The 23,334-nt window shown below is 70.2% G+C and carries 26 protein-coding genes; 12 read left to right on the plus strand and 14 right to left on the minus strand.

Features of this window, described 5'->3' with window-relative positions:
• Together AB0305_RS02945 and AB0305_RS02950 are read right to left on the minus strand one after the other, a co-directional pair.
• Window positions 1–786, minus strand: coding sequence for a sulfite exporter TauE/SafE family protein (locus tag AB0305_RS02945; RefSeq protein ID WP_364137385.1), 786 nt, complete (start codon window positions 784–786; stop codon window positions 1–3).
• 19 nt (window positions 787–805) lie between these two features.
• Window positions 806–1,591, minus strand: a complete 786-nt coding sequence (locus AB0305_RS02950; RefSeq protein WP_364137387.1) for an ABC transporter ATP-binding protein — start codon at window positions 1,589–1,591, stop codon at window positions 806–808.
• 201 nt (window positions 1,592–1,792) lie between these two features.
• Between AB0305_RS02950 and serB the strand changes: the two genes are divergently transcribed.
• Window positions 1,793–2,689 (plus strand): phosphoserine phosphatase SerB, encoded by an 897-nt coding sequence (gene serB, locus AB0305_RS02955; RefSeq protein ID WP_364137389.1) that lies wholly within the window; start codon window positions 1,793–1,795, stop codon window positions 2,687–2,689.
• Between the two features lie 98 nt (window positions 2,690–2,787).
• Here the strand turns inward: serB and AB0305_RS02960 are convergent, their stop codons facing one another.
• The 3 genes from AB0305_RS02960 to AB0305_RS02970 form a co-directional block, all read right to left on the minus strand.
• The gene (locus AB0305_RS02960) at window positions 2,788–3,543 is read right to left on the minus strand and encodes an SDR family oxidoreductase (RefSeq protein ID WP_290258896.1); all 756 of its coding nucleotides are present in this window, start codon (window positions 3,541–3,543) and stop codon (window positions 2,788–2,790) included.
• A 213-nt stretch (window positions 3,544–3,756) separates the two neighbouring features.
• On the minus strand, window positions 3,757–4,176 hold the full coding sequence (locus tag AB0305_RS02965) for an Hsp20/alpha crystallin family protein (protein ID WP_290258897.1): 420 nt from the start codon (window positions 4,174–4,176) through the stop codon (window positions 3,757–3,759).
• Between the two features lie 166 nt (window positions 4,177–4,342).
• Complete coding sequence (locus AB0305_RS02970; RefSeq protein WP_290258898.1) at window positions 4,343–5,068, minus strand: beta-ketoacyl-ACP reductase; 726 nt, start codon at window positions 5,066–5,068, stop codon at window positions 4,343–4,345.
• 133 nt (window positions 5,069–5,201) lie between these two features.
• Between AB0305_RS02970 and AB0305_RS02975 the strand changes: the two genes are divergently transcribed.
• Genes AB0305_RS02975 through AB0305_RS02985 form a run of 3 tightly spaced genes read left to right on the plus strand, consistent with a single transcriptional unit; the run spans window position 5,202 to window position 6,799 of the window.
• The gene (locus AB0305_RS02975) at window positions 5,202–5,660 is read left to right on the plus strand and encodes a DUF3099 domain-containing protein (protein WP_364137392.1); all 459 of its coding nucleotides are present in this window, start codon (window positions 5,202–5,204) and stop codon (window positions 5,658–5,660) included.
• Window positions 5,657–5,917, plus strand: a complete 261-nt coding sequence (locus AB0305_RS02980) for a hypothetical protein (protein WP_290258900.1) — start codon at window positions 5,657–5,659, stop codon at window positions 5,915–5,917. The genes AB0305_RS02975 and AB0305_RS02980 overlap by 4 nt, the downstream gene beginning before the upstream one ends.
• Entirely contained in the window at window positions 5,918–6,799 is an 882-nt protein-coding gene (locus tag AB0305_RS02985; protein WP_364137394.1) for an SURF1 family protein, read from the plus strand.
• Between the two features lie 140 nt (window positions 6,800–6,939).
• Here AB0305_RS02985 and AB0305_RS02990 read toward each other — a convergent pair whose 3' ends face one another.
• A complete protein-coding gene (locus tag AB0305_RS02990) occupies window positions 6,940–8,538 on the minus strand; it encodes an ABC-F family ATP-binding cassette domain-containing protein (protein ID WP_290258902.1) in 1,599 nt (532 codons plus the stop codon).
• Between the two features lie 274 nt (window positions 8,539–8,812).
• Here AB0305_RS02990 and AB0305_RS02995 point away from each other — a divergent pair, with 274 nt between their 5' ends.
• The 3 genes from AB0305_RS02995 to AB0305_RS03005 are packed head-to-tail and all read left to right on the plus strand — an operon-like array spanning window position 8,813 to window position 10,871.
• Window positions 8,813–9,541: a biotin transporter BioY gene (locus tag AB0305_RS02995; RefSeq protein WP_364137396.1), complete on the plus strand. Its 729-nt coding sequence runs from the start codon at window positions 8,813–8,815 to the stop codon at window positions 9,539–9,541.
• The gene (locus tag AB0305_RS03000; protein WP_364137398.1) at window positions 9,538–10,248 is read left to right on the plus strand and encodes an ABC transporter ATP-binding protein; all 711 of its coding nucleotides are present in this window, start codon (window positions 9,538–9,540) and stop codon (window positions 10,246–10,248) included. Before AB0305_RS02995 ends, AB0305_RS03000 begins: the two co-directional genes overlap by 4 nt.
• A complete protein-coding gene (locus AB0305_RS03005) occupies window positions 10,245–10,871 on the plus strand; it encodes an energy-coupling factor transporter transmembrane protein EcfT (RefSeq protein ID WP_364137400.1) in 627 nt (208 codons plus the stop codon). Before AB0305_RS03000 ends, AB0305_RS03005 begins: the two co-directional genes overlap by 4 nt.
• Here the strand turns inward: AB0305_RS03005 and AB0305_RS03010 are convergent.
• Complete coding sequence (locus tag AB0305_RS03010) at window positions 10,868–12,070, minus strand: thiolase family protein (RefSeq protein ID WP_364137402.1); 1,203 nt, start codon at window positions 12,068–12,070, stop codon at window positions 10,868–10,870. The two genes, AB0305_RS03005 and AB0305_RS03010, sit on opposite strands and share 4 nt — an antisense overlap.
• On the minus strand, window positions 12,063–13,478 hold the full coding sequence (locus AB0305_RS03015) for an AMP-binding protein (protein WP_364137404.1): 1,416 nt from the start codon (window positions 13,476–13,478) through the stop codon (window positions 12,063–12,065). Before AB0305_RS03015 ends, AB0305_RS03010 begins: the two co-directional genes overlap by 8 nt.
• A gap of 59 nt (window positions 13,479–13,537) precedes the next feature.
• Here AB0305_RS03015 and AB0305_RS03020 point away from each other — a divergent pair, with 59 nt between their 5' ends.
• On the plus strand, window positions 13,538–14,422 hold the full coding sequence (locus tag AB0305_RS03020; protein WP_364137406.1) for a neutral zinc metallopeptidase: 885 nt from the start codon (window positions 13,538–13,540) through the stop codon (window positions 14,420–14,422).
• Window positions 14,423–14,539: 117 nt separating this feature from the next.
• Here the strand turns inward: AB0305_RS03020 and AB0305_RS03025 are convergent, their stop codons facing one another.
• From AB0305_RS03025 to AB0305_RS03050, 6 genes are all read right to left on the minus strand, one after another.
• Complete coding sequence (locus AB0305_RS03025) at window positions 14,540–14,872, minus strand: metal-sulfur cluster assembly factor (protein WP_290257901.1); 333 nt, start codon at window positions 14,870–14,872, stop codon at window positions 14,540–14,542.
• Between the two features lie 13 nt (window positions 14,873–14,885).
• The gene (sufC, locus tag AB0305_RS03030; RefSeq protein WP_290257902.1) at window positions 14,886–15,680 is read right to left on the minus strand and encodes a Fe-S cluster assembly ATPase SufC; all 795 of its coding nucleotides are present in this window, start codon (window positions 15,678–15,680) and stop codon (window positions 14,886–14,888) included.
• 105 nt (window positions 15,681–15,785) lie between these two features.
• Window positions 15,786–16,145 (minus strand): non-heme iron oxygenase ferredoxin subunit, encoded by a 360-nt coding sequence (locus tag AB0305_RS03035; protein WP_364137409.1) that lies wholly within the window; start codon window positions 16,143–16,145, stop codon window positions 15,786–15,788.
• Between the two features lie 36 nt (window positions 16,146–16,181).
• Entirely contained in the window at window positions 16,182–17,468 is a 1,287-nt protein-coding gene (gene sufD, locus AB0305_RS03040; RefSeq protein WP_364137411.1) for a Fe-S cluster assembly protein SufD, read from the minus strand.
• A complete protein-coding gene (sufB, locus tag AB0305_RS03045) occupies window positions 17,468–18,931 on the minus strand; it encodes a Fe-S cluster assembly protein SufB (protein ID WP_290257905.1) in 1,464 nt (487 codons plus the stop codon). Before sufB ends, sufD begins: the two co-directional genes overlap by 1 nt.
• Window positions 18,931–19,773: a helix-turn-helix domain-containing protein gene (locus AB0305_RS03050; RefSeq protein WP_364137413.1), complete on the minus strand. Its 843-nt coding sequence runs from the start codon at window positions 19,771–19,773 to the stop codon at window positions 18,931–18,933. Before AB0305_RS03050 ends, sufB begins: the two co-directional genes overlap by 1 nt.
• A gap of 151 nt (window positions 19,774–19,924) precedes the next feature.
• Between AB0305_RS03050 and AB0305_RS03055 the strand changes: the two genes are divergently transcribed.
• Genes AB0305_RS03055 through AB0305_RS03070 form a run of 4 tightly spaced genes read left to right on the plus strand, consistent with a single transcriptional unit; the run spans window position 19,925 to window position 23,326 of the window.
• Window positions 19,925–20,893: an ABC transporter ATP-binding protein gene (locus AB0305_RS03055; protein ID WP_364137415.1), complete on the plus strand. Its 969-nt coding sequence runs from the start codon at window positions 19,925–19,927 to the stop codon at window positions 20,891–20,893.
• Complete coding sequence (locus tag AB0305_RS03060) at window positions 20,890–21,681, plus strand: ABC transporter permease (protein WP_364137417.1); 792 nt, start codon at window positions 20,890–20,892, stop codon at window positions 21,679–21,681. The genes AB0305_RS03055 and AB0305_RS03060 overlap by 4 nt, the downstream gene beginning before the upstream one ends.
• Window positions 21,682–21,688: 7 nt before the next feature.
• Window positions 21,689–22,633 (plus strand): COX15/CtaA family protein, encoded by a 945-nt coding sequence (locus AB0305_RS03065; RefSeq protein WP_364137419.1) that lies wholly within the window; start codon window positions 21,689–21,691, stop codon window positions 22,631–22,633.
• 54 nt (window positions 22,634–22,687) lie between these two features.
• Window positions 22,688–23,326 carry a DedA family protein gene (locus AB0305_RS03070; protein WP_364137421.1) on the plus strand — a complete coding sequence of 213 codons (639 nt, stop codon included), beginning with the start codon at window positions 22,688–22,690 and terminating at the stop codon, window positions 23,324–23,326.
• Window positions 23,327–23,334: the final 8 nt, after the last annotated feature.

The following is a 23,334-nucleotide window of genomic DNA, read 5'->3' on the forward strand; positions in this document are numbered from 1 at the left end:
TCAGTTCACCAGCTTCGCGATCATGAACCCGAGGGCTACCAGGCCCAGGGTAAAGATGACGCCGCGCAGCACGGCGGGCGGGAGCCGGCGGCCCACCTTGGAGCCGATGAACCCGCCGATCAGGGAGCTGACGGCGATCAGCGCCACGGCGGGCCAGCTGATCCGGTCGAACGCGAAGAGCAGGTAGGACGCCGCCGCGACGATGTTCACGCCGAGGACCAGGATGTTCTTCATGGCGTTGGCGTTCTGGATGGTTCCGGCCATGAAGACGCCGAGGATCCCGACCAGGAGGATGCCCTGCGCGGCCACGAAGTAGCCGCCGTAAACCCCTGCCAGGTAGACCAGCACTACGAGCAGGGCGCTGTGCCTCTTGTCCCTGGCGGCGGTCTCCGGATCCGATTCCCGGTTTTGCACCCAGCGCTGCAGCCGCGGCTGGAAGGCCACCATGAGCAGGGCCAGGACGATCAGTCCCGGGGCGGCGTACTGGAAGACCACCTCGGGAAGGTGCAGCAGCAGGTAGGCGCCGGTGATGCCGCCCAGCAGGGAGGCGGGCAGCAGACGGATGAGCTGGCTGCGGCGGCCGGCGAGTTCCTTGCGGTAGCCCCAGGCGCCCGCGGCGTTGCCGGCCACCAGTCCGGTGGCGTTGCTGATCGAGGCCGTGACCGGCGCGAAGCCGAGGGCGATCAGCACCGGGAAGGTCACCAGCGTGCCGGAGCCCACCACGGAGTTGATGGTCCCGGCCCAGAGGCCGGCGAAGAAGACAAAGATGCTGCCGAGAAGGTCCACGCGCGTTCAGGGACCCCGCTTAGCGGCGGGCGGTGGCGGTGTAGCGGCCCCCGGTTTCGGTGACGTCCAGCTCGACGCCGAAGGTCTCGCCGAGGTTCTCCGCGGTGAGCGTCTCGCGCAGCGGCCCGGCGGCGACGATGCCGCCGTCGCGGATCAGCAGGGCGTGCGTGAAGCCCGGCGGCACCTCTTCGAGGTGGTGGGTCACCAGGACGATGGCGGGGGCGTCCTCGTCCGCGGCGAGTTCACTCAGCCGCTGGACCAGGTCCTCGCGCCCGCCGAGGTCCAGGCCGGCGGCCGGTTCGTCGAGCAGCAGCAGTTCGGGATCGGTCATCAGGGCGCGCGCGATCTGGACGCGCTTGCGTTCGCCCTCGGAGAGGGAGGCGAAGGGGCGGTTGAGCAGTGGGCCCATCCCCCATTCGTTGAGCAGGGCGAAGGCGCGGCGCTCGTCGTCCTTCTCGTAGCCCTCGCGCCAGCGGCCGGTGACCCCGTAGGCGGCCGTCACGACGACGTTGAGGACCTTTTCATGTTCGGGGATCTGGTTGGCCAGCGCCGCGGAGGACAGGCCGATCCGGGGCCGGAGTTCGAAGACGTCGACGGCGCCCATGACCTCGTCGAGGATGCCGGCCTTGCCGGAGGTGGGGTGCAGGCGGGCCGCGGCGACCTGCAGGAGCGTGGTCTTGCCGGCGCCGTTGGGGCCGAGGACCACCCAGCGTTCGCCCTCCTTGACCTGCCAATCCACCTTGTCCAGGAGCGTCTTCGCCCCGCGGACAACGCTGACGGCGGCCAATTCAAGAACTTCACTCATAGGAGTAGACACTAGGACAAAAAAGCTGACGATTGATAACCGGAGCGGCGCACCTCCCCCGGCGCCACCGTCCGGGCGCGACCCCATGGCCTGACCAGTACTGCGGCGGCGCTGCGTCCTGGCGGTGACGGGGGTCACCGCGACCCCTTCGCGGCGTCATGGATGCGGGCCGGCACCGGCCCGCTCGATAGGATTGGGGCCATGATTTCCCACGTGACCGCGGTCAGTTACGGCCCCGCCCTGTCCGACGACGACCTCCGGCAGGTCCGCGGCGCACTGGCCGCCGCCGGGCTGGCCATCACCGACGAGGACACCGCCGGCGACGGCCGCTACACGGTCCACACCGCGGAGTGCACGACCTCGGAACCGCTGACCGACGCCGCACTGGCCGGACTGCGGAAGGCCGTCTCCCCGGCCGTCGGCGCCGGCTTCGGCACCGCCCTGGTGCCGGACGGGCTGCGGAGCGCGCCGCGGAAGCTCCTGCTGATGGACGTCGATTCCACCCTGATCAAGCAGGAAGTGATTGAACTGCTGGCGGCCTACGCGGGCAAGCGGGAGGAGGTCACCGCCGTGACGGAGGCCGCGATGCGCGGCGAGCTGGACTTCGCCCAGAGCCTCCACGCCCGGGTAGCGGTGCTTGCCGGCCTGCCGGCCGCCGTCGTGGACGATGTCCGCGCCGAGGTCAGCCTCAGCGAGGGGGCCGCAGAACTGGTGGCGGCCTTCAAGGCGGCCGGTCATGCCGTGGCGGTGGTGTCCGGCGGCTTCAACCAGATCCTCGGCCCGCTGGCGGCCGGCCTGGGGCTGGACTACTGGATCGCCAACGAGCTCGAAATCGTCGACGGCGCCCTCACCGGCCGCGTCCTCGGGGACGTCATCGACCGGGCGGCGAAGGAAAAATACCTCCGCGAGTGGGCGGCGGCCGAGGGCATCCCGCTGGAGCACACGATCGCCGTCGGCGACGGCGCCAACGACCTGGACATGCTCGGCGCCGCCGGCATCGGGGTGGCGTTCAACGCCAAGCCCGCCGTCCGCGCCGCGGCGGATGCCGCCGTCGACCTGCCCTACCTCGACACGGTCCGGCACATCGCCGGGGTCTGACCGGGCTCTGATTCCGGACACACCGGACACGGCAAAGGCCGGGGCGCCTGCCCCGGCCTTTGCCGTGTCCGCGGGAAATTCCGCGGTGGGAGAATCGGCTAGTTGCTGCCACTCTTCTCGAAGTAGTCGGCGCCGCCGACGTACTCGGTGTGGCCGCTCTCGACGTCGGCTGTGGCCATCTTGGCGACCTCGGCAGCGAATTCGTTGACGGAGTACAGCTTGCCGGCCTCGGCGCGGCGGGCCTCGATGGCGCCGGGGTTGGAGCGGTCCAGCAGGGTGGCGGTGACCGTACCCTCGATCATGTCGCCCGAGACGACCACCAGGGAGATGCCCTTGTCGGCCAGGCTCGGGACCAGCTCGCGCAGCGCGTCCTCGCCGGCGCGCTTGCTGCGGGCCACCGGCTCGTACTCGGGCATGGTGGGAACCGTGTCGATGAAGTGGGCCTGGTGGCTGGTGACAAACACGACGCGGGAACCCTCCGGCATCAGCGGCACGGCGGCGTTGAGCATGTTGACCTGGGCGTCGCGGTTGAGCTTGAGCGCGTAGCCCTCCTCCATGCCGCTTTCCATGCCGCCGGAGGCGTTGAGGACCAGCAGGTCCAGGGAGCCGAAGTTTTCCATGGCGGCGCTGGCCAGGGCCTGGACGCCTTCCTGGGTGGTCAGGTCCGCTCCGACCGCGGCGGCCCGGCCGCCGGCGGCCTCGATCTCCGCGACGACCTTGTTGGCCCGAGGTGCCTTCTGGCGGTAGTTCACGATCACGGCGGCGCCCTCGGCGGCCAGGAATTTCGCCACGTCGGCGCCGATGCCGCGCGACGAACCGGTCACGATCGCGGTCTTGTTCTCCAGCAGTCCCATTCGAGCTCCTTTGTTCCATCCATCCAAATTGCGTGGGGTCTGCTGTCCATCATGCCAGCGACGCCGGGCAAAGCGGTTGTACGGGACCCACAAAGAAGCCGGAGCAGCCTAGTTCCGGCGGTCCGTCCGCGGCGTGCCGGGGACGGGCAGCCGGCAAGGCACGGCGGCCCGCCCCGGGAGACGGGCAGCCGGTTGGACCAATCCGCTGGAAACCTAACCCCGGTCCACCCGGATCTTCTTGCTGGCTTCCGCGGCGGCCGTTGCCGGGGCCGGGGCGCGGACTTCGAGGACCCCGTCCTTGTAGGTGGCGGTAATGTCCTCTTCCTTCGCGCCGGCCGGCAGGGCGACGCTGCGCGAGAACGAGCCGTAGCGGAATTCGGAGCGGTAGCCGTTCTTGCTCTTGTGCTCGGACTTTTCCTCGCGTTCGGCCCGGATGTGCAGCATGCCGTCGCTGACAGAGACGTCCACGTCCTTGTCCGGGTCGATGCCCGGGACCTCCGCGCGGACCACCAGGGTGTTGCCGTCCTGGAACTGCTCGACCTTCATGGACGGCGTCATGGACAAGTCACCGTCGAGGAACCGGCGGACGGGTTCCAGCATGTCCGAGGGAGCCCATTTGCTGAGTTCGGTCACGATCTTTCCTCCTGGGTGCACGCCCCGCCTCGGTGTGGTGGGGGCTGTGCGTCCAGTACATGACGGCGCGGGCTGGGCGGCTAGGGCCAAAAGGCCGACGGCGGCGCCGGTCCCCGCAGGGTCCGGCGCCGCCGTTAAACTCCCGGGACGCGCCCGGCGAAGAAGGCTAGTGGCCCATTCCGAGGCCGCCGTCGACCGGGATCACGGCGCCGGAGATGTAGGCGGCCTCGTCGCTGGCGATCCAGCGGACGACGTTGGCCACCTCGGACGCCTCGGCGAAGCGGCCGGCGGGAACCTTGGTCAGGTAGTCCTTCTGGGTGGCCTCCGGCAGTTCGGCGGTCATGTCCGTGTTGATGAAGCCGGGGGCCACCACGTTGGCGGTGATGCCCCGGGCGCCGAGTTCGCGGGTCAGCGAGCGGGCGATGCCCACGAGGCCGGCCTTGGAAGCGGAGTAGTTGATCTGGCCCGGCGCGCCGTAGAGGCCCGAGACGGAGGAGATCAGCACCACACGGCCCTTGCGGGCCCGGATCATGCCCTTGGAGGCGCGCTTGATGACGCGGAAGGCTCCGGTGAGGTTGGTGTCGATGACGGAGGTGAAGTCGTCCTCGCTCATCCGCATCAGCAGGGTGTCCTTGGTGATGCCGGCGTTGGCCACCAGCACCTCCACCGGACCGTGGGCCGCCTCGACCTCGGCGAAGGCGGCGTCGACGGAGGCCTCATCCGTCACGTCCGCCTTGACGCCCAGGATGCCCTCGGGCAGGGCGGATTCGCTGCGGTAGGTCACGGCTACCTTGTCGCCGTTGGCGAGGAAGGACTCGGCGATGGCCAGTCCGATGCCGCGGTTGCCGCCGGTGATGAGGACGCTGCGTCCCGTGGAGCTTGCTTCGGTCATGGTGGTCTCCGGGATTCTGCGGCTCAGTGGCGCCGCTCGGGGCTGGGTTTCCTGCCTTCGATCTTAGCCAGTGTTCCGGTGCCGGAGCCGTTTGGGCGCTTCCGCCGATGGTGCGAGAATTGACGGTGAGCCTATGGAGCGTGATCTGACAGCTGTGACAAACAAGAACCGGCCCGGCGGCACCACGCCCGGCGAGGACTTCGAGGACACCGAGGTCCACAGCATCACCGACGCCGCCACCGCCCACTCGGAAGAGATGCGTTCGCGGATGGTCAAGTATGCCCTGGCCATGGGCATCCGCATGGTCTGCCTGGTTCTGATCTTTGTGGTTGACGGCTGGTTCAAAATCCTCCCGGTGATCGGGGCCGTGTTCCTGCCCTGGTTTGCGGTGGTGGTCGCCAACGGCAACGACAAGACGGAGGTACACAGCGAGTCACTGATCGACTACGTGCCGCTGGGCCAGCTGGAGGGACCGCCGCCGGCGGAGTCCTTCGGCGACATGCCCGACGACGACGGGCCGGTCACCCTGCTTCAGGGCGAGATCATCGACGACGACGATGACGACGAAGACCACAGACGGGCCGCTTCATGAACCTCCTCGACCTGGCCGGCGGGACCGCCGCGCCGGAAACCGCCATCTGCTCGCGCAAGGCGTGCCGTGCCGGAGCAGAGTGGCGGCTGCTCTGGAACAATCCGAAGATTCACACCCCCGACCGGCGCAAAACCTGGCTGGCGTGCGGGGACCACCGCGAGTGGCTGGAGGACTACCTCCGGACCCGCGGCCTCTGGAAGGAAACCCTCCCCCTCGTGACTGACGAGTCCCCCGCGACCCCGGGCGGGGCCGCCTGAATGTACCGCTTTCTCTTTTCCAGCAAGTGGCTGGGCTATTTGCTGCTGGCCGCCATCTTCGCCACGGCGTGCGTCTTCCTGGGCCGCTGGCAGATGGACCGCCGGGCCGAGACGCTGGCCGAGATCAACCGCGTCGTCTCGAACTACTCGGCCACCCCGCTGCCGTTCACCGAGGTACGCAACGAGTTCGTCCGGCTGGATGCGGAACGCGAATGGACCCAGGTGGAGCTCCACGGCGTCTATGACACCGCCGGCCAGCGGGTGGTGCGCAATCGGCCGCTCAACGGCCAGCCCGGCTACGAGGTGGTGGTCCCGCTGAAGCTCGATTCCGGCGACACCGTGGTGATCGACCGCGGCTGGCTGCCGATCGGCAACAAGACGCCCGGCAGCCCGGACTCGGTGCCGGCGCCGCCCGAAGGCAACGTCACCGTCGTCGCCCGGCTCAAGCCCTCGGAGCCGACCCTGCAGCGCGGCGCCCCGGAGGGGCAGCTGGCCTCCATTGACCTTCCCACGTACGCCGGACAGCTGGGCTACCCGGTGCTGACCGGCGCGTATGGACAGGTGGCCAGCGAGAGTCCCGCTGCCGCGACCATGCCGCTGGGCTTCCCGAAGCCGTCCACGGACGAGGGCACCCACCTGTCCTACTCGCTGCAGTGGTTCGCGTTCGGCGTGCTGATGTTCTTCGCCTTCGGCTATGCGGCCCGGCAGCAGGCGCGCAACGCCGCCATCGACGCCGAAGACGCCGAGGAGGCAGAGGCCCGGGGCGAGGCGGCGTACCACTCCGCCGCGAATGCGCCCCGCCGTCGTCCGGCTCCCCGGAAGCGAAAGAACGCCACGGCCGAGGAAGAGGAAGACGCCATCCTCGACGCCCAGGGCTTCTGAGCAAGGACGGCATGGCTTCCGACGCCGCAGCCACGGCGAGTGCCACCCGTTTGCCACGAAGGGCCGCTAAACCTGACGGTTAGCGGCCCTTCGTGGCAAATCGGGCGAGCCGGGCCGCGAAGGCGACCGGGGCCGGCAGCCTACGCCAGCGTGATCAGGTCCAGGTAGTCCTCGTTCCAGAGGTCCTCGACGCCGTCGGGCAGCATGACGACCCGCTCCGGGTTGAGCGCCTCGACGGCGCCCTCGTCGTGGCTGACCAGGACGACGGCGCCGGTGTAGTTGCGCAGGGCGCCCAGGATTTCGCCGCGGCTGGCGGGGTCCAGGTTGTTGGTGGGCTCGTCGAGGAGAAGCACGTTGGCGCTGGAGGCCACGATGGTGGCCAGCGCCAGGCGGGTCTTCTCACCGCCGGAAAGCACGCCGGCGGGCTTGTCGACGTCGTCCCCGGAGAACAGGAACGAGCCCAGGATGCCGCGGACCTCGGAGTCGTTCATGTCCGGCGCCGCGGAGCGCATGTTTTGCAGCACGGTGCGGTCCACGTCCAGGGTCTCGTGCTCCTGCGCGTAGTAGCCCACCTTGAGGCCGTGGCCTGCGACCACCTTGCCGGTGTCCGGCTTGTCCACGCCGGCGAGCATCCGCAGCAGGGTGGTCTTGCCGGCACCGTTGAGGCCCAGGATGACCACCTTGGAACCGCGGTCGATCGCGAGGTCGACGTCGGTGAAGATCTCCAGCGAGCCGTAGGACTTGCTGAGCCCGTCGGCGGTGAGCGGGGTCTTGCCGCACGGCGAGGGGTCCGGGAAGCGCAGCGCGGCCACCCGGTCGTTCTCGCGGACCGCCTCGAGGCCGCCGAGCAGGCGCTCGGCGCGCTTGGCCATGTTCTGCGCGGCGACGGCCTTGGTAGCCTTGGCGCGCATCTTGTTGGCCTGGTCCATCAGGACCTGGGCCTTCTTTTCGGCGTTGGCGCGTTCGCGCTTGCGGGCGCGCTCGTCGGTCTCGCGCTGGGTCAGGTAGCGCTTCCAGTCCATGTTGTAGATGTCGATCTGCGCGCGGTTGGCGTCGAGCAGGAACACCTTATTCACCGTGGCCTCAAGCAGCTCGGTGTCGTGGCTGATGACGATCAGGCCGCCCTGGTGGTTCTTGAGGAAATCCCGGAGCCAGGCGATCGAGTCGGCGTCGAGGTGGTTGGTCGGTTCGTCGAGGAGCATGGTCTCGGCGTCCGAGTACAGGATGCGGGCCAGCTCCACGCGGCGGCGCTGACCGCCGGAAAGGGTCTTCAGCGGCTGGTTCAGCAGCCGGTCCGGCAGGGCGAGGTTGGAGCAGATCGCGGCGGCCTCGGCCTCGGCGGCGTACCCGCCGGCGGCGAGGAACTCGGACTCCAGCCGGTCGTAGCGGTTCATGGCCTTGCGCTGGACGGCAGGGTCCTCGCTGGCCATTTCCTCGTGCGCGGCGCGGAGCTTGCCGACGGCGATGTCCAGGCCACGGGCGGAGAGGATCCGGTCGCGGGCCAGCTGCTCCATGTCCGGGGTGCGGGGGTCCTGCGGCAGGTAGCCGATCTCGCCGCTGCGGGTCACCTTGCCGGCCGCGGGCAGGCCCTCGCCGGCGAGCACACGGGTGAGCGTGGTCTTACCTGCACCGTTTCGGCCCACGAGGCCGATCTTGTCTCCCTTGTCGATCCGGAAGCTCACCTGGTCCATAAGGAGGCGGGCGCCGGCGCGCAGTTCGAGATCCTGGACGGTAATCAATGCAGCTAAGGCCTTTCACAACAGGGAACGCCGCGGCGCGGCGGTCATGCCTGCAAGGCGCCGGGGCGGTGGGGCCGAGAACACGGTCTGTTCCAGTCTACCGGCAGCACCCCCGCCGGCCCGCATCGGGGCGGTGGGCGGCCGGGCCGGCCACTTTTGGTGGAGTCCCCCAGCGGGTGGCCCCGCCACTAGTGGAGGGGCTACAAAAACGGGCCGTCACCCAGGACGTACCGTCGGAGTCAGGACCCGAATTCCGTGACGAACAGGACACAGCATGGCCAGCACCGAGAACACCTCCGCACCGACCGGCACCCCCGCCGCGCCCTCCGCTTACGCGCAGCCATCCACCGACGACGGCGCTGCCGGAACCGCTGTGGCTCCCGCCGCCCGCCGATGGGACGCCACCGACCTGGCCCTGGTGGCCGTCTTCGCCGCCCTGGTGGCGGGATCCGCCCTGGTCGCGGCCATCCCCGTGGGCGGCCTCGGCGTGCCCATCACCCTGCAGACGCTGGCGGTCATCCTCACCGGACTGGCCCTGGGGCCGGCCCGGGCGTTCGCCGCCGTCGGCCTCTACCTGCTGCTGGGCTTCGCGGGCCTGCCCATCTTCAGCGGCGGCCGCGCCGGCCTGGGCGTGCTGGCCGGCCCCTCCGGCGGCTACATTATCGGCTTCCTGCTGGGCGCCACCGCCGTCGGCGCCCTGACCGCCGTCGTCCTCCGCCGGACCTCGGCGGGAACGGGCGCGGGCCGCCGCGGCACACTGCGCCCGGTGCTGCTGTTCTTCGCCGCCATGGCAGCCAGCATCGTCTTCATCCACGGCCTGGGCATCCTGGGCATGATGGTCAATGCCAAGCTGAGCCTGGCGGCCGCGTTCCTGGCCGACCTGCCGTTCTACCCCGGGGACATCATCAAGAACGTCCTCGCCGTGATTATCGCCCTGGCGCTGCACCGGGCATTCCCGGACCTGCTGCTGCGCCGGGTGCGTCGCGGCACCGCCCGGCCGTGAGCATCATCCTGGACCGTCCCGCGGTCCGGATTGACGTGGACGGCCGGGCCGAACCGAAGACCCTGCTGGACTTGCCCGCGCTGACCCTGGCCGAGCACCGGATCGGGGTCATCGGCGCCAACGGGTCCGGGAAGTCGACCCTGCTGCGGCTGCTCAACGGTCTGGTGCTTCCCACCGCGGGCCGGGTCACCGTGGGTGGCCTAGATACAGGCAAGGAGGTGCGGGCGGTGCGGCGCCGGGTGGGATTCGTCTTCACCGACCCGCTCTCCCAGCTGGTGATGCCTACACCGCGGGAGGACGTGGAACTTTCGCTGCGCCGCCTGGTGCGCAACGGCGTGGAACGGCGTGCCCGGGCCGAGGCCGTGCTGGACCGGTTCGGCCTGCTGGGCATGGCGGACCAGAGCGTTTACGAACTCTCCGGCGGGGAGCGGCAACTCGCGGCTCTGGCCGCCGTGCTGGCCGTGGAGCCGGAGATCCTGGTGCTGGACGAGCCGTCCACGCTGCTGGATCTGCGGAACCGTGAGCTGCTGCGCACCACCCTGGCCGGGCTCGGGCAGCAGGTGGTCCTCTCCACCCACGACCTGGAGATCGCCGCGGACATGGACCGCGTGCTGGTGATCGACGCCGGGACGGTCGTCTTCGACGGTGCGGCGCCGGAGGCAGTGGCCTGCTACCGCGCCCTGTGCGGGATGCCGGCGCGGCCGTGAGGGGCCACGGTTTCCTCCTTGCCGGCTACGTTCCCGGCCGCTCCATGGTGCACCGTGCCCCGTTGTGGGCGAAGTTTCTGCTGGTGCTGCTCTGCGGCGCGGGGTCCTGGCTGGTCTCCGACTGGGCCGTGTCCGCGGCGGCCCTTGCCCTGCTGTCCGCCGTCTTCCTGGCCAGCGGTGCCGGAATCCGGCGGCTGGCGACGGCGGTCCGGCCGGTGCTGCCCATACTGGCGCTGGTGGGCGCGTTCCAGTGGTGGCAGCTGGGCGGCCCCACCGCGGCGCGGATCGTGCTGAACGTGCTGGTCTGCGTGGTGGCGGCCTCGATCGTGACGGCCACGACCCCGGTGCGGGAGCTGCTGGACGGCGCCGCCTCCCTCGCCCGGCCGTTGGAACGGTTCGGCGCGGATCCGGAGCGCTTCGCCCTGACCATCGCCATCATGGTGCGCAGCATCCCCTTCATCGCCGGGGCGTTCGCCGACGTCCGGGACTCCGCCCGGGCCCGCGGCCTGGAGCGCAATCCCCGGGCCCTGGTCCTGCCGGTCTTCATCACCACGGTTGCCTTCGCCCGGCAGACCGGTGAGGCGCTGGCGGCCCGCGGCCTGGGCGACGCCGACGCCGGCTAGGCGAGCCTCCGGTACCGGAACAGCGCCGCGGTGCCCATGCCGCCGGCGATGCTGATCATCGCCAGGGCCACTTGATCGTCTGTGCCGGCGCGCCGCGCCTGGGCGAGCAGCCGGGTCACGAGCACGGCCCCCGAGGCTCCGTAGGCGTGGCCCAGCGCCAGTGCTCCCCCGTCCCGGTTGGCGCGGTCCGCGTCGATGCCCAGCCGGTCCAGGCAGGCCAGGGTCTGGGACGCGAAGGCCTCGTTGAACTCCACCAGGTCCACCGCGTCCGCTGTGGTTCCGGTCCGATCCAGCAGCCGGGCCCCGGCGTCGGCGGCGCCCAGGCCCAGGAGCCGTGGGTCCACCCCCGCTGTATCCGTGCCGAGCACCAGCAGCCCGTCGCGGGCGCCCACCTCACGGGCGTGGGCCAGGGAGGTGACCACGACGGCGGACGCGGCGTCCGCGTCGAAGCAGGAGTTCCCGGCCGTGACCGTGCCGCCGCGGACGAAGGCGGCAGGGAAACGGGCGAGGATGGCCGGCGTCAGGGAGGCGCGCGGGCCGTCGTCGTGGGTCACCGTGCCGGTCCCGCCGTGCGGCACTAGGTCCACGGGGACGGTTTCGGCGTCGAAGGCACCCGCCGCGGCGGCGGTCAGGGCCCGGCGGTGGCTGCGGAGCGCGAACTCGTCCTGCCGTTCCCGGCCGATGCCGCAGGCCTCCGCCACGTTCTCGGCGGCGGCGCCCATGTCAGGGTCGCCGAACCGCTCCGGCGCGAACCGGGCGCGGCCGTAAAACGCGGGTTCGCCGTCCGGGCCGCGGCGGGCGCGCAGCGGCGCGGTGCTGATGCTCTCCACGCCGCCGGCCAGGTATAGCTCAGTCCCGTCCCCGCCGGCGACCATGCGGGAGGCCAGCACGATCGCGTCCAGGCCGGAGCCGCACTGGCGGTCGACGGTGAGGCCGGGCACGGTGACGGGAAGGCCAGCCTCGAGGGCGGCGAGCCGGGCGACGTTCCCGCCGCCGCCCACGGCGTTGCCGATCACGACGTCGCTGACCTGCCGGGCGGGGACGCCGGCGTCGGCCAGCAGCCGGCCCAGGACCGGGGCGAGAAGCTGTTGCGCCTCCAGCCGGCCGAACGCGCCGTGGGCACGGCGTACCGGGGTGCGGAGCGCCCCGATGATCACCGGCTGCCGCTCCGGGGGCAGCGCCGGGTGCGGCTCAGCCAAGACGCCGGGCCCGCGGGTCGCCGTCGGCAATCCAGGACAGCAGCAGCGCCCGGCTGGGCTTGCCACGGTCCGTGAGCGGCAGCTCGGTCAGGAGGTAGTAGTCCAGGGGGCGTTTGCTCCGCGGCAGCAGTGACTCCAGCCCGGTGCGCAGCTGCGTGGCGGACAGGCCGCCGTGGGCCGGAACGACGCCCGCCACCAGCCGCTGCCCGCGGACCTCGTCGGTTTGTCCGGCCGCGACGGCGGCGGCGACACCGGGAACTGAGGCGAGGGCCAGTTCCACCTCGTGCGGGTAGACGTTGGTGCCGGCGGTGTTGATCATCTCGGACCGGCGTCCCAGCAGGTGCAGCGCACCGTCCTGGAGGTAGCCCTGGTCGCCGACGGTGTACCAGCCGTTCACGGTCCGGAGGGCGGCGCCGTCGTCGCCCCAGAGGTAGCCGTCGCTGACCATGCCGCTGCGTACGCAGACGTCGCCGGGGGTTCCGTCCGGGACCGGGTTCCCGTCCTCGTCCAGGATGCGAAGTTCCACGCCGGGAAAGGGCGTGCCGATCAGGGTCCCGGCGGGCGTGGCCGTCGCGGAGCCGCCCGGGCAGAGGCCGCCGCCGGCCACGAAGCTCAGTTCGGCCGCGCCGTAGTACTCGAAGATGGTGGCGTTGGGGGCCCAGCGCCGGGCGGCCTCGAGGGTGCGGGCGTCCAGCTTCGAGCCGGCGCAGATGATGCTGCGCAGCCCGGAGGCATCAACGCCGCCGGCCAGGCCGCGTTCGCTGAGCAGCCGCAGCATGGTGGGGACCAAGACCAGCCGGGTGATCCCGTCGTGGCTGATGGCGGCGTGGGCGTCGCCGACGTCGAAGCCGGTCAGGGTGTGGAACTCGGTGCCGGCGTAGAGGCACTCGGCCAGCGCGTAAAGGTTCAGGCTGGCCGCCATGGTCCCGGGAGCGAGCGTCCGGTCGCCGGGCCGGAGGCCGAACAACTCGATCGAGGACTCGAACGAGACCTGCCAGGACCGGCGGGCCCGGGTGAAGGCCTTGGGCAGGGACGTGGTGCCGGAGGTCAGCCCGATCAGGAACGGGGTTTGGGGCGGCCCGTCGACCAGGTCGCCGGAATGGACGGAATCGGCGGGCAGGCCGCGGGCGTACTCCCCGATCCGCTCCGTGATGGCGGCGCGCAACGCCGCCGGCCAGGTGGCATCCAGGACGGCGCAGCGGCGGGACCCCGCGACGGCGGCGGCAAACGCGGCGACGAATCCCGTGGAGTTGGCTTCGGCCAGCACGGACACCGGCGGCGCCGACGCGACCAGGCCGGCGGCCCCGTCCCGCAGCTGCGCCCAGGTCAGCCGAGCGCCGCCGACGACAACGGCGGTGTCGTCGGGGCGGCTGTCGGCCCAGCGCTGGAGTCGGTCGAGAAAAGGCATCGGGGCAATTTTACCGGGACGGCACCCCCACGCGGGCGGGAGCGGCTACTGTGACTTGCATGAGCTTCAATGACAACGTCCAGCTTGACCCGTCCCAGGTGCAGGACCGCCGCGGCGGCGGCTCCGGCCTCAAGATCGGCGGCGGGATCGGCGGCGGCGTCGTCCTGCTGCTGGCCCTGCTCTTCGGCATCAATCCGAACGTCCTCGGCGGCCTGACCTCCGGCACCCAGGACCAGACGCAGAGCCAGGGCACCGCGCCGGCCTGCACCACCGGCGCGGACGCCAATAGGCGGCTCGACTGCCGGATCAACGGCACGGTCAACAGCCTCAACGCCTTCTGGCCGGAGTACCTGGCCCAGTACGGCAAGCAGTATCCGCGGCCCAAGACCGTGATCTTCAGCAACGCGACCAGCACCGGCTGCGGCAACGCCACGTCCGACGTTGGCCCGTTCTACTGCCCGGTGGACCGCACCGCCTACTTCGACCCTGGCTTCTTCCAGGAGCTCGTGGACCGGTTCGGGTCCTCCGGCGGTCCCCTGGCGCAGGAGTATGTGGTCGCGCACGAGTTCGGCCACCACATCCAGAACCTGCTGGGAACCATCGACAGGGCGCAGCAGGACCCGCAGGGCCCCGAGTCCGGCGGCGTCCGCGTGGAGCTGCAGGCCGACTGCTATGCCGGTCTCTGGGTCAAGCACGCCACCACAGCCAAGGATCCCGCATCCGGCCAGCCGTTCCTTGCGGCCGTCACGGACAAGGACCTGCAGGACGCGCTGTCCGCGGCCTCCGCCGTGGGCGATGACCGGATCCAGAAGGCCGCCACCGGCCGGGTGTCCCCGGAGAGCTGGACCCACGGCTCCAGCGCCCAGCGGCAGAAGTGGTTCTACCAGGGCTACACCACCGGCGACATCAACCAGTGCGACACCTTCAAGGTCGCCGCCCCCTAGGCTGTTGCGCTCACTCGAGCGCTGACTTAAACGCCGACGGCGGCCGCACACCTTCGCAGTGAAGGTGGGCGGCCGCCGTCGTGGTTAAGCCGTTGCCCGGAGGCGGTGGGGACGGACCTAGATGTTGAACCCGAGGGCGCGCATCTGGTCGCGGCCGTCCTCGGTGATCCGTTCAGGACCCCACGGCGGCATCCAGACCCAGTTCAGCCGCCAGTCGTCGACGATCCCGTCGAGGGCCTGGCCGACCTGCTCCTCGATCACGTCGGTGAGTGGGCACGCGGCCGTCGTCAGCGTCATGTCGATCAGCAGGGCGCCGTCGTCGTCGGAGTACTTCAGACCGTAGAGCAGGCCAAGGTCCACGATGTTAACCCCGAGTTCGGGGTCGATCACGTCCTTGAGCGCCTCCTCGACGTCCTCGAGGCCCGTGCGGGCCGTATTCGTTTCGGTCATGGCGTAGTCCTTACTAGGCCTGAGCTGCCGCGTCGGCAGCGATGGTTGCGGCTCCGGCACCCTGGACGTAGCGGTCGTAGCCTTCTTCTTCGAGGCGGTCGGCCAGCTCCGGGCCGCCCTCCTCGACGACCTTGCCGTCGACGAACACGTGCACGAATTCCGGCTTGATGTAGCGCAGGATCCGGGTGTAGTGGGTGATCAGCAGGGTGCCCATGTTGCCGCCGGACTGGGCGCGGTTGACGCCCTCGGAGACGACCTTCAGAGCGTCGACGTCGAGGCCGGAGTCGGTCTCGTCGAGGATGGCGAACTTCGGCTTGAAGAGCTCGAGCTGGAGGATCTCCACCCGCTTCTTCTCACCGCCGGAGAAGCCCTCGTTGACGTTTCGCTGGGTGAAGTCGGCGTCGATGCGCAGCTGCTCCATGGCGGCCTTGACGTCCTTGGTCCAGGTGCGGAGCTTGGGAGCCTCGCCGTCGATGGCGGTCTTGGCGGTGCGCAGGAAGTTGGTCATGCTCACGCCGGGGACCTCCACCGGGTACTGCATGGCCAGGAAGAGGCCGGCGCGGGCGCGCTCGTCGACGCTCATCTCCAGGACGTCTTCGCCGTCGAGGGTGATGGAGCCGCTGGTCACGTTGTAGCGCGGGTGGCCGGCGATGGTGGAGGCCAGGGTGGACTTGCCGGAGCCGTTGGGGCCCATGATGGCGTGGATCTCGCCCGTCCGGATGGTCAGGCTGACGCCCTTCAGGATTTCCTTGGTGCCCTGCTCGGTGTCAATGCTGACGTGCAGGTCCTTGATCTCAAGAGTGGACATGTGTCGTGTTCTCCTCTGTCCGGCTGCCTCTGCGGCCGGATGGTTCTCGTCGAAAAAGTGTGGGTAGTTGCCGGGTGCGGTGCGATGGACTGCGGTGCGGCGGCGTCAGCCGGCGTTGGGCGCCTCGGCGCCGTTGAGCACGGTGCTGATGTCAACGTAGACGTCGCCGTCCGCGATGGTGACGGCGAAGACGGGCACCGGGTCATAGGCGGGCAGCTGCAACGGCTGGCCGGAGCGCAGGTCGAACTGGGAGCCGTGGCCCCAGCACTCGATCGCGCACCCTTCCACCTCGCCCTCGGAGAGGGAGATGTCCGCGTGCGAGCAGGTGTCCCCGATCGCGTGGATCTCCCCCATCGAGTCCTTGACCACGGCTACCGGGTAGTCGTCGATCAGGATCCGCAGGGCCTGCTTGACCTGGATTTCGCTGGCAGTGCATACCAGCTCGCCCTTGGGCTGTTCCGTCATGTGCCCGTCCTGTTCCGTGTCCGCCGCTGCCGCGCCCTAGTTGTCCGTCGCGGCGAGCTCGCGCTCGACGGCGGCCGTGAGGCGTTCCTCGATGGCGGGGACCTTGATCTGCTGGATGATCTCGTTCAGGAAGCCGCGGACCACCAGACGGCGGGCCACCTTCTCCGGAATGCCGCGGGCCATCAGGTAAAACAGGTGCTCGTCGTCGAAACGGCCGGTGGCGCTGGCGTGGCCGGCGCCGGCGATCAGGCCGGTCTCAATTTCGAGGTTCGGTACGGAGTCGGCGCGGGCGCCGTCGGTGAGGACCAGGTTGCGGTTGGCCTCGTACGTGTCGGTGCCTTCGGCTTCCTTGCGGATCAGGACGTCACCCACCCAGACGGTGTGCGCGTTCTTGCCCTGCAGCGCGCCCTTGTAGAGGACGTTGGACTTGCAGTTGGCGACGGCGTGGTCGACGAAGAGCCGCTGCTCCAGGTGCTGGCCGGCGTCGGCGAAGTACAGGCCGTACATTTCGGCTTCGGCGCCGGGGGCGGTGAAGCGGGCCGACGGCGTGACGCGGACCAGGTCGCCGCCGAGGCTGACGACGATGTGCTTGAACTTGGCGTCGCGGCCGAGCTTGGCCTGCTGGGAGGAGGCGTGGACGGAGTCGTCCGACCATTCCTGCAGCGAGATGACGGTCAGTTCGGCGCCGTCCTCGACCAGGATTTCGACGTTCTCGGAGACGACGGCGCTGCCCTGGTGGTCCAGGACGACGACGGCCTTGGAGAACTTCTCCGCGGTGATGACGATGTGCTGCGCGGCCGGGGCGTCGCCCTGGCCGGTGAGCACGAGGGTGATCTCGCCCTCGGCCTGGACCTCGGCCGGGATGGTGACGGCGGTGGCGCCGGCGAAGTTCTCCCAGGCGTTGGCGGAGACCCGGTCCTCCGGGATCGCTGCCGAGCCGATGCGGGCGTCGCCGCGGTCAACGGTCTCGACCCGGACGCTGTCCGGAGCGGTGACGGTAACGGCCGGGGCCGCGCCGTTCAGGACCTCGGTGTGCAGGCCGCGGAGGCGCTTGAGCGGGGTGAACCGCCAGTCCTCCTCCATGCCGGTCAGCGGCTTGAAGTCCGCCAGGGCGTAGGAGGTCAGGCGGCCGGCGCGCGAGCTGTCCGGGACGCCGACGCCGCCGCCGTGCGAGTGGGCCTTGACGGCGTCCCCGCCCAGCGGCGCCTTGGAATCGACGGTGTTCAGCGGGGAGAGGTTTTCGCCCTCCTCGGTGAAGCCGTCGATCAGCGGCTGGGTCGAGGGCGCGCCGATGCGGGCCTTTTCAGTAGTGATGTCAGTCATTAACCGACCGATCCTTCCATCTGCAGTTCAATCAGGCGGTTCAGCTCCAGCGCGTACTCCATGGGAAGCTCACGGGCGATCGGCTCGATGAAGCCGCGCACGATCATGGCCATGGCCTCGTCCTCGCGCATGCCGCGGGACATCAGGTAGAAGAGCTGCTCTTCGCTGACGCGGGAGACGGTCGCCTCGTGCCCCATCACGACGTCGTCCTCGCGGATGTCGATGTAGGGGTAGGTGTCGGAGCGGCTGATGGTGTCCACCAGCAGGGCGTCACAGCGCACGGTGTTGGCCGAGTGCTTGGCGCCTTCGCGGACCTGGACCAGGCCGCGGTAGGCGGCACGGCCGCCGCCGCGGGCCACGGACTTGGAGATGATCGAGCTCTTGGTGTTCGGCGCGATGTGGACCATCTTGGAGCCGGTGTCCTGGTGCTGGCCCTCGCCGGCAAACGCGATCGAGAGGGTCTCGCCCTTGGCGCCCTCGCCGACCAGGTAGACGGCCGGGTACTTCATGGTGACCTTGGAGCCGATGTTGCCGTCGACCCACTCCATGGTGGCGCCCTCTTCGCAGATGGCGCGCTTGGTGACCAGGTTGTACACGTTGTTGGACCAGTTCTGGATGGTCGTGTAGCGGACGCGGGCGCCCTTCTTCACGACGATCTCGACGACGGCCGAGTGCAGCGAGTCCGAGGTGTAGATCGGCGCGGTGCAGCCTTCGATGTAGTGGACGTAGGAGTCCTCGTCGGCGATGATCAGGGTCCGCTCGAACTGGCCCATGTTTTCGGTGTTGATCCGGAAGTAGGCCTGCAGCGGGATGTCCACGTGTACGCCCTTGGGCACGTACACGAAGGAACCGCCGGACCAGACGGCCGTGTTCAGCGAGGCGAACTTGTTGTCGCCCACCGGGATGATGGTGCCGAAGTACTCCTGGAAGATCTCCGGGTGCTCGCGCAGGGCGGTGTCGGTGTCCAGGAAGATGACGCCCTGGGCCTCGAGGTCCTCACGGATCTGGTGGTAGACCACCTCGGACTCGTACTGGGCGGCGACGCCGGAGACCAGGCGGCTGCGCTCGGCTTCCGGGATGCCCAGCTTCTCGTAGGTGTTCCGGATGTCCTCGGGCAGGTCTTCCCAGCTGGCGGCCTGCTTCTCGGTGGACCGCACGAAGTACTTAATGTTGTCGAAGTCGATGCCGGAGAGGTCCGCGCCCCAAGTGGGCATGGGCTTGCGGTCGAAGTACTTCAGGCCCTTGAGGCGAAGGTCGAGCATCCATTCGGGCTCGTTCTTCTTGGCCGAGATATCGCGGACGACCTCCTCATCGATGCCACGGCGGGCGTTGGCGCCGACGTCGTTCTTGTCGGCCCAGCCGTACTCATAGGTGCCAATTCCGTGCAACTCGGGGTTCTTTTCCAGAATCTCCGAGATCACAGTGGATTCAGCAACCTTCTTCTCTGATAGTTGGTCCGTCATCACGGCCTTTCTTGCAGATGGTTGGATACTTCGTCCGGGTTGCCCGGAGCGTCGGGACCGGTGGTCCCGACGCTGGCCGGACGGCCCGTAGGTATGTGGGTGGTGCAGACGTGGCCGCCGCGGGCCAGGGTGGAGAGCCGGCGGACGTCGACGCCGACCAGCCGGGAGAACACCTCGGTCTCCACGTCGCAGAACACGGGGAACTGGGCGGCGAGCTGCTGGATCGGGCAGTGGCCCTGGCAGAGCTGCACGCTGGAGAGCGCCGCCGGCAGGGGCGCCTTCGCCTCGATCGTCTGGGCGGAGGCGACGAAGCCGTCCCGGCTCAGGGCGTCGGAGAGTGCCTGGGCGCGGGCGGTGATGTCGCTGCCCGCGGCCTCGATCGCGGGGGCGTAGCGTCGCTCCATTGCTTCGAAGCGTTCGACGGCGAACTCCCGGACGGCGTCATCCCCGGCGGCCGCGCCGAGGCGGCGCAGGGCGGACGCGGCGATGTCCAGGTAGTCGTTGCCGAGGCTGGACTGGCCCTGGGAGCTCAGCACGTAGCGACGGGCGGGACGGCCGGCTCCGGCGCCCGCGCGCGCGACACGCTTGACCTCGATGACACCGCGGCGGGACAGGTGGTCCAGGTGCCGGCGGACGGCGGCCGGGGTGAAGCCCAGCAGTTCGCCGAGCTCGGCGGCGCTGATCGGGCCGTGTTCCAGCACCGCGCTCAGCACGCGGTCCCGGGTGCGCTCCTCGGCATCCGCGGCGGTGACCGGCTGCGCCGGAGTCTCCCGCGGCCCGGGGCCCGGGCGCGCCTGATCCCCACGCGCGGGAGGCGCGGCGGAAGCAGTCACAGAACTCATGGAATACACAACACAATCATGTCGTAATTTAGTCCGGCGTTCCAGTAAGGCATGGCTTCCCCGGCGGCGGAGGCCGGCGGCGGGAACCTCCGCACCCGGGCCCCGGCCCGCTCCCAGCTTCGCTCCCTACTACATCCCGTAGAATGTTCCGGTGCGATCTCCCGAATCCCCCGCCCTGGCCATTCAGGGTCTCATCAAGGATGTTGGCCCCGTCCCCAGCCTGGACGGCAAGATGCTGCGGGTGGTCAGCGACGTGTCCCTGGTGGCCGAGCGCGGCCAGGTGACGGCCCTGCTGGGCGCCAACGGTGCGGGCAAGACCACCACCATCGAGTGCGCCCAGGGGATGCAGAAGCGCACCGGGGGCAGTATCAGCCTGCTGGGACAGGACCCGGACACCGCGGGCGCCGAGCTGCGCTCCCGGGTGGGGGTGATGCTGCAGGACGGCGGCCTCCCGCCGTCGGCCCGTCCCATCCCCCTGCTCCACCACATCGCCGGCATGTACAAGGATCCGTGGCCGGTTGAGGACCTGGTGGCCCGGCTGGGCATCGACAGCTTCAGCCGTACCGGCGTGCGGCGCCTCTCCGGCGGGCAGAAGCAGCGGCTGGCCCTCGCCGCCGCCCTGGCCGGCCGGCCCGAGGTCCTGTTCCTCGACGAGCCCAGCGCGGGCCTGGACCCCCAGTCCCGCCAGCTGGTCTTCGACCTGATCGGCGAACTCCGCGACAGCGGCATGGCCATCATCCTCACCACCCACCTGATGGATGATGCGCAGCGGCTGGCCGACTACGTCTACATCATCGATAACGGCCGCAACGTCGCCGAGGGCACCGTCGCCCAGCTGCTGCGCCACGAACTGACCCCCGACGCTCCGGGCGGCAACGTCCGCACCCTGCTCTTCGAGGCCGAGCCCGGGCTGGACCTGACCGGGGTGCTGCCCGCCGCCGTCGATGTCCGCGAGACCCGGGCCGGCAGCTACAGCGTCTCCGGCGCCCTGACGCCGGCCGACCTGGCCGCCGTCACCGCCTGGTGGGCGGCCCGCGGCATCATGCCGGCCTCGATGAGCCTGGCCGCCCGCAGCCTGGAGGACGTGTTCCTCGACATCTCCGGAAGGGAGACCCGATGAGCTCCGCCCCCGCACCGCAGGCCGCCGCCGCGCCCGCCCCGCTGGGCAGCGAACCCGCGCCGCTGGTCCGCCGCATCCTGTTGCAGGGCCGCTACGAGACGGTCACCATGCTGCGCAACGGCGAACAGCTGATCCTGGCCGTCATCCTGCCGCTGATGGCACTGATCGGCCTGGCCGTCACTCCCCTGCTGGACGGCCTCGGCCACAGCCGGGTCGACATCGCCGTGCCCGGCATCCTGGCCCTGTGCGCCATGTCGACGGCATTCACCGGGCAGGGCATTGCCACCGGCTTCGACCGCCGGTACGGGGTGCTCCGCTTCCTCTCCAGCACACCCCTGGGCCGCACCGGCCTGATCGTCGGCAAGATCCTGGCCGTCCTGGCCGTGCTGGTGGTCCAGGTACTCGTGGTCACCGCCGTCGCCCTGCCGATGGGCTGGCGTCCCGAAGCCGCCGGACTGCTGCCCGCCCTGCTCCTGCTGGTCCTGGGCGCCGCCGCGTTCACCTCGCTCGGCCTGCTGGTGGCCGGAACGGTGCGGCCGGAGGCCACGCTGGCCATCACCAACCTGCTCTGGATCCTCCTCGGCGCACTCGGCGGCATCGTCCTGCCCGCCGAACGGCTCCCCGCCCTGGCCCAGGCGGTGGTGCACTTCCTGCCCTCCGGCGCGCTGGGCCAGGCGCTGCGCGACGCGCTCCTGACCGGCACCGTCAATGGTTTTGCCGTCCTTATCCTGCTGCTGTGGACGGCCCTCGCCGGCGCCGCGGCGGCCCGTTGGTTCAAGTGGAATTGAGAATGATGTGAGCACGGTATCCCGCCCCGCCCGAATCCTGTCCCGGATGTCCTCCCGGCTGCCCACCACCGTCAACCCGGCGATCCGCCGGCTGGCGCTGCTGTCGCTGATCGGCCAGACCGTCCTGGTGGTCACCGGCGGCGCCGTCCGCCTCACCGCCTCCGGCCTCGGCTGCCCCACCTGGCCGCGCTGCACCAGCGACTCCCTGGTCAACACCCCGGAGATGGGCATCCACGGCTTCATCGAGTTCGGCAACCGGCTCCTGACCTTCGCCCTCGCCGCCGTGGCCGTCGCCATGCTGGTCTACCTGTGGAACCTCCGCAAGGAGCGCCGCGACCTGTTCCTGCTGGCCCTGGGCCTGCTGGCCAGCATTCCCGCGCAGGCCATCATCGGCGGCATCACCGTCCTGACCCGCCTGAACCCCTGGGTGGTGGGCCTGCACTTCCTGGTCTCGATGGCCCTGGTGGTCCTCGCGACCCTGCTGGTCAACCGCGCCTACGGCCGGACCGGCCGGGCCCGCAACCGCACCCTCCCGGCCCTGCCGGGCGCCGCGCGGCCGGTGCTGACCGCCGCCGCCCTGTTCTCCGCCGTCGCCGTCTGCCTCGGCGTCGTGGTGACCGGTGCCGGACCGCACGCCGGCGACGCCGACGCCCCGCGCAACAACCTCGACTGGGACTTCGTCTCCCACATCCACGCCGTCCCGGCCTACCTGGTCACCGCCGGCGCCCTGTTTGGCGTCTACCTGGTGCTCCGCGGCCGGATCACCGGACCGTTCCGGACCGCCGCGTTCCTTCTCCTGGGCGTCACGGTCCTGCAGGCTGTCATCGGCTTCACGCAGTACTACAACGGCATCCCCGCGCTCTTGGTGGCCGCGCACATGCTTGGCGCCGCCCTGCTGATGGCGGCCTCCACCAACGCCGCGGACCTGGCTCACAGCAGCCCCCGGGTCTGACCCGGTACCCTGACCCTTGAACCGCCGGAATCGCGGCGGAGGAGGGCAGGGAATGTGGGCGCGGTTGTCGAGGGAATCCTGAACATCAGCCCGGCGCTGGCCTTCACCATCGTGGCGTGCCTGGTCTTTGCCGAGGACGCCATCTTCGTGGGCTTCGTCATCCCGGGTGAGACCGCGGCGGTCCTCGGCGGCGTCATCTCCAGCCGCGGCGAGGTCCCGCTCTGGGGCATGGCCGCCGTCGTGGTCGCCGCCGCGATCGCCGGGGACACCGTGGGCTACGAGATCGGCAAGCACGTGGGACCGCGGCTGCTGGACATCCGGATCATGAAGCGGCGCCGCCGCGGCCTGGCCAAAGCCCAGGCGTTCCTGCGCCGGCGCGGCGGCTCGGCGGTGTTCCTGGGCCGGTTCGTGGCCTTCTTCCGCGCCGTGATGCCCGCGCTGGCCGGGGCCTCGCGGATGCACTACCCCCGGTTCCTGGCCTTCAACGCCGCCGGCGGCCTGGTCTGGGGCACCGGATTCGTGCTGCTGGGCTTCTTCGCGGGCAACTCCTACGACGCCGTCGCCAAGGCTGCCGGGCAGGACATCACCGCAGTCATCGTGGTGCTGGGCATTGTCGGCCTGATCGTCTGGCACCTGCGGCGCTCCCGCAGGGCACGCCGGGAACCGGAACCGGCGGCCTCCGAAGAGGCCTAGCGGAGGTC

The sequence above is a fragment of the Arthrobacter sp. NPDC080086 genome (assembly GCF_040702285.1).

Excerpts from the sequence above, each read along its gene's own strand:
- AB0305_RS02975 (WP_364137392.1), top strand. The coding sequence starts at position 5,202 with ATGGAGCGTGATCTGACAGCTGTGACAAACAAGAACCGGCCCGGCGGC.
- AB0305_RS03025 (WP_290257901.1), bottom strand. The coding sequence starts at position 14,872 with ATGACCGAAACGAATACGGCCCGCACGGGCCTCGAGGACGTCGAGGAG.
- AB0305_RS02960 (WP_290258896.1), bottom strand. The coding sequence starts at position 3,543 with ATGGGACTGCTGGAGAACAAGACCGCGATCGTGACCGGTTCGTCGCGC.
- AB0305_RS02995 (WP_364137396.1), top strand. The coding sequence starts at position 8,813 with ATGGCCAGCACCGAGAACACCTCCGCACCGACCGGCACCCCCGCCGCG.
- serB (WP_364137389.1), top strand. The coding sequence starts at position 1,793 with ATGATTTCCCACGTGACCGCGGTCAGTTACGGCCCCGCCCTGTCCGAC.
- AB0305_RS03020 (WP_364137406.1), top strand. The coding sequence starts at position 13,538 with ATGAGCTTCAATGACAACGTCCAGCTTGACCCGTCCCAGGTGCAGGAC.
- AB0305_RS02950 (WP_364137387.1), bottom strand. The coding sequence starts at position 1,591 with ATGAGTGAAGTTCTTGAATTGGCCGCCGTCAGCGTTGTCCGCGGGGCG.
- AB0305_RS03015 (WP_364137404.1), bottom strand. The coding sequence starts at position 13,478 with ATGCCTTTTCTCGACCGACTCCAGCGCTGGGCCGACAGCCGCCCCGAC.
- AB0305_RS03060 (WP_364137417.1), top strand. The coding sequence starts at position 20,890 with ATGAGCTCCGCCCCCGCACCGCAGGCCGCCGCCGCGCCCGCCCCGCTG.
- AB0305_RS02980 (WP_290258900.1), top strand. The coding sequence starts at position 5,657 with ATGAACCTCCTCGACCTGGCCGGCGGGACCGCCGCGCCGGAAACCGCC.
- sufC (WP_290257902.1), bottom strand. The coding sequence starts at position 15,680 with ATGTCCACTCTTGAGATCAAGGACCTGCACGTCAGCATTGACACCGAG.
- AB0305_RS02970 (WP_290258898.1), bottom strand. The coding sequence starts at position 5,068 with ATGACCGAAGCAAGCTCCACGGGACGCAGCGTCCTCATCACCGGCGGC.
- sufB (WP_290257905.1), bottom strand. The coding sequence starts at position 18,931 with ATGACGGACCAACTATCAGAGAAGAAGGTTGCTGAATCCACTGTGATC.
- AB0305_RS02985 (WP_364137394.1), top strand. The coding sequence starts at position 5,918 with ATGTACCGCTTTCTCTTTTCCAGCAAGTGGCTGGGCTATTTGCTGCTG.
- AB0305_RS03050 (WP_364137413.1), bottom strand. The coding sequence starts at position 19,773 with ATGAGTTCTGTGACTGCTTCCGCCGCGCCTCCCGCGCGTGGGGATCAG.
- AB0305_RS03035 (WP_364137409.1), bottom strand. The coding sequence starts at position 16,145 with ATGACGGAACAGCCCAAGGGCGAGCTGGTATGCACTGCCAGCGAAATC.
- sufD (WP_364137411.1), bottom strand. The coding sequence starts at position 17,468 with ATGACTGACATCACTACTGAAAAGGCCCGCATCGGCGCGCCCTCGACC.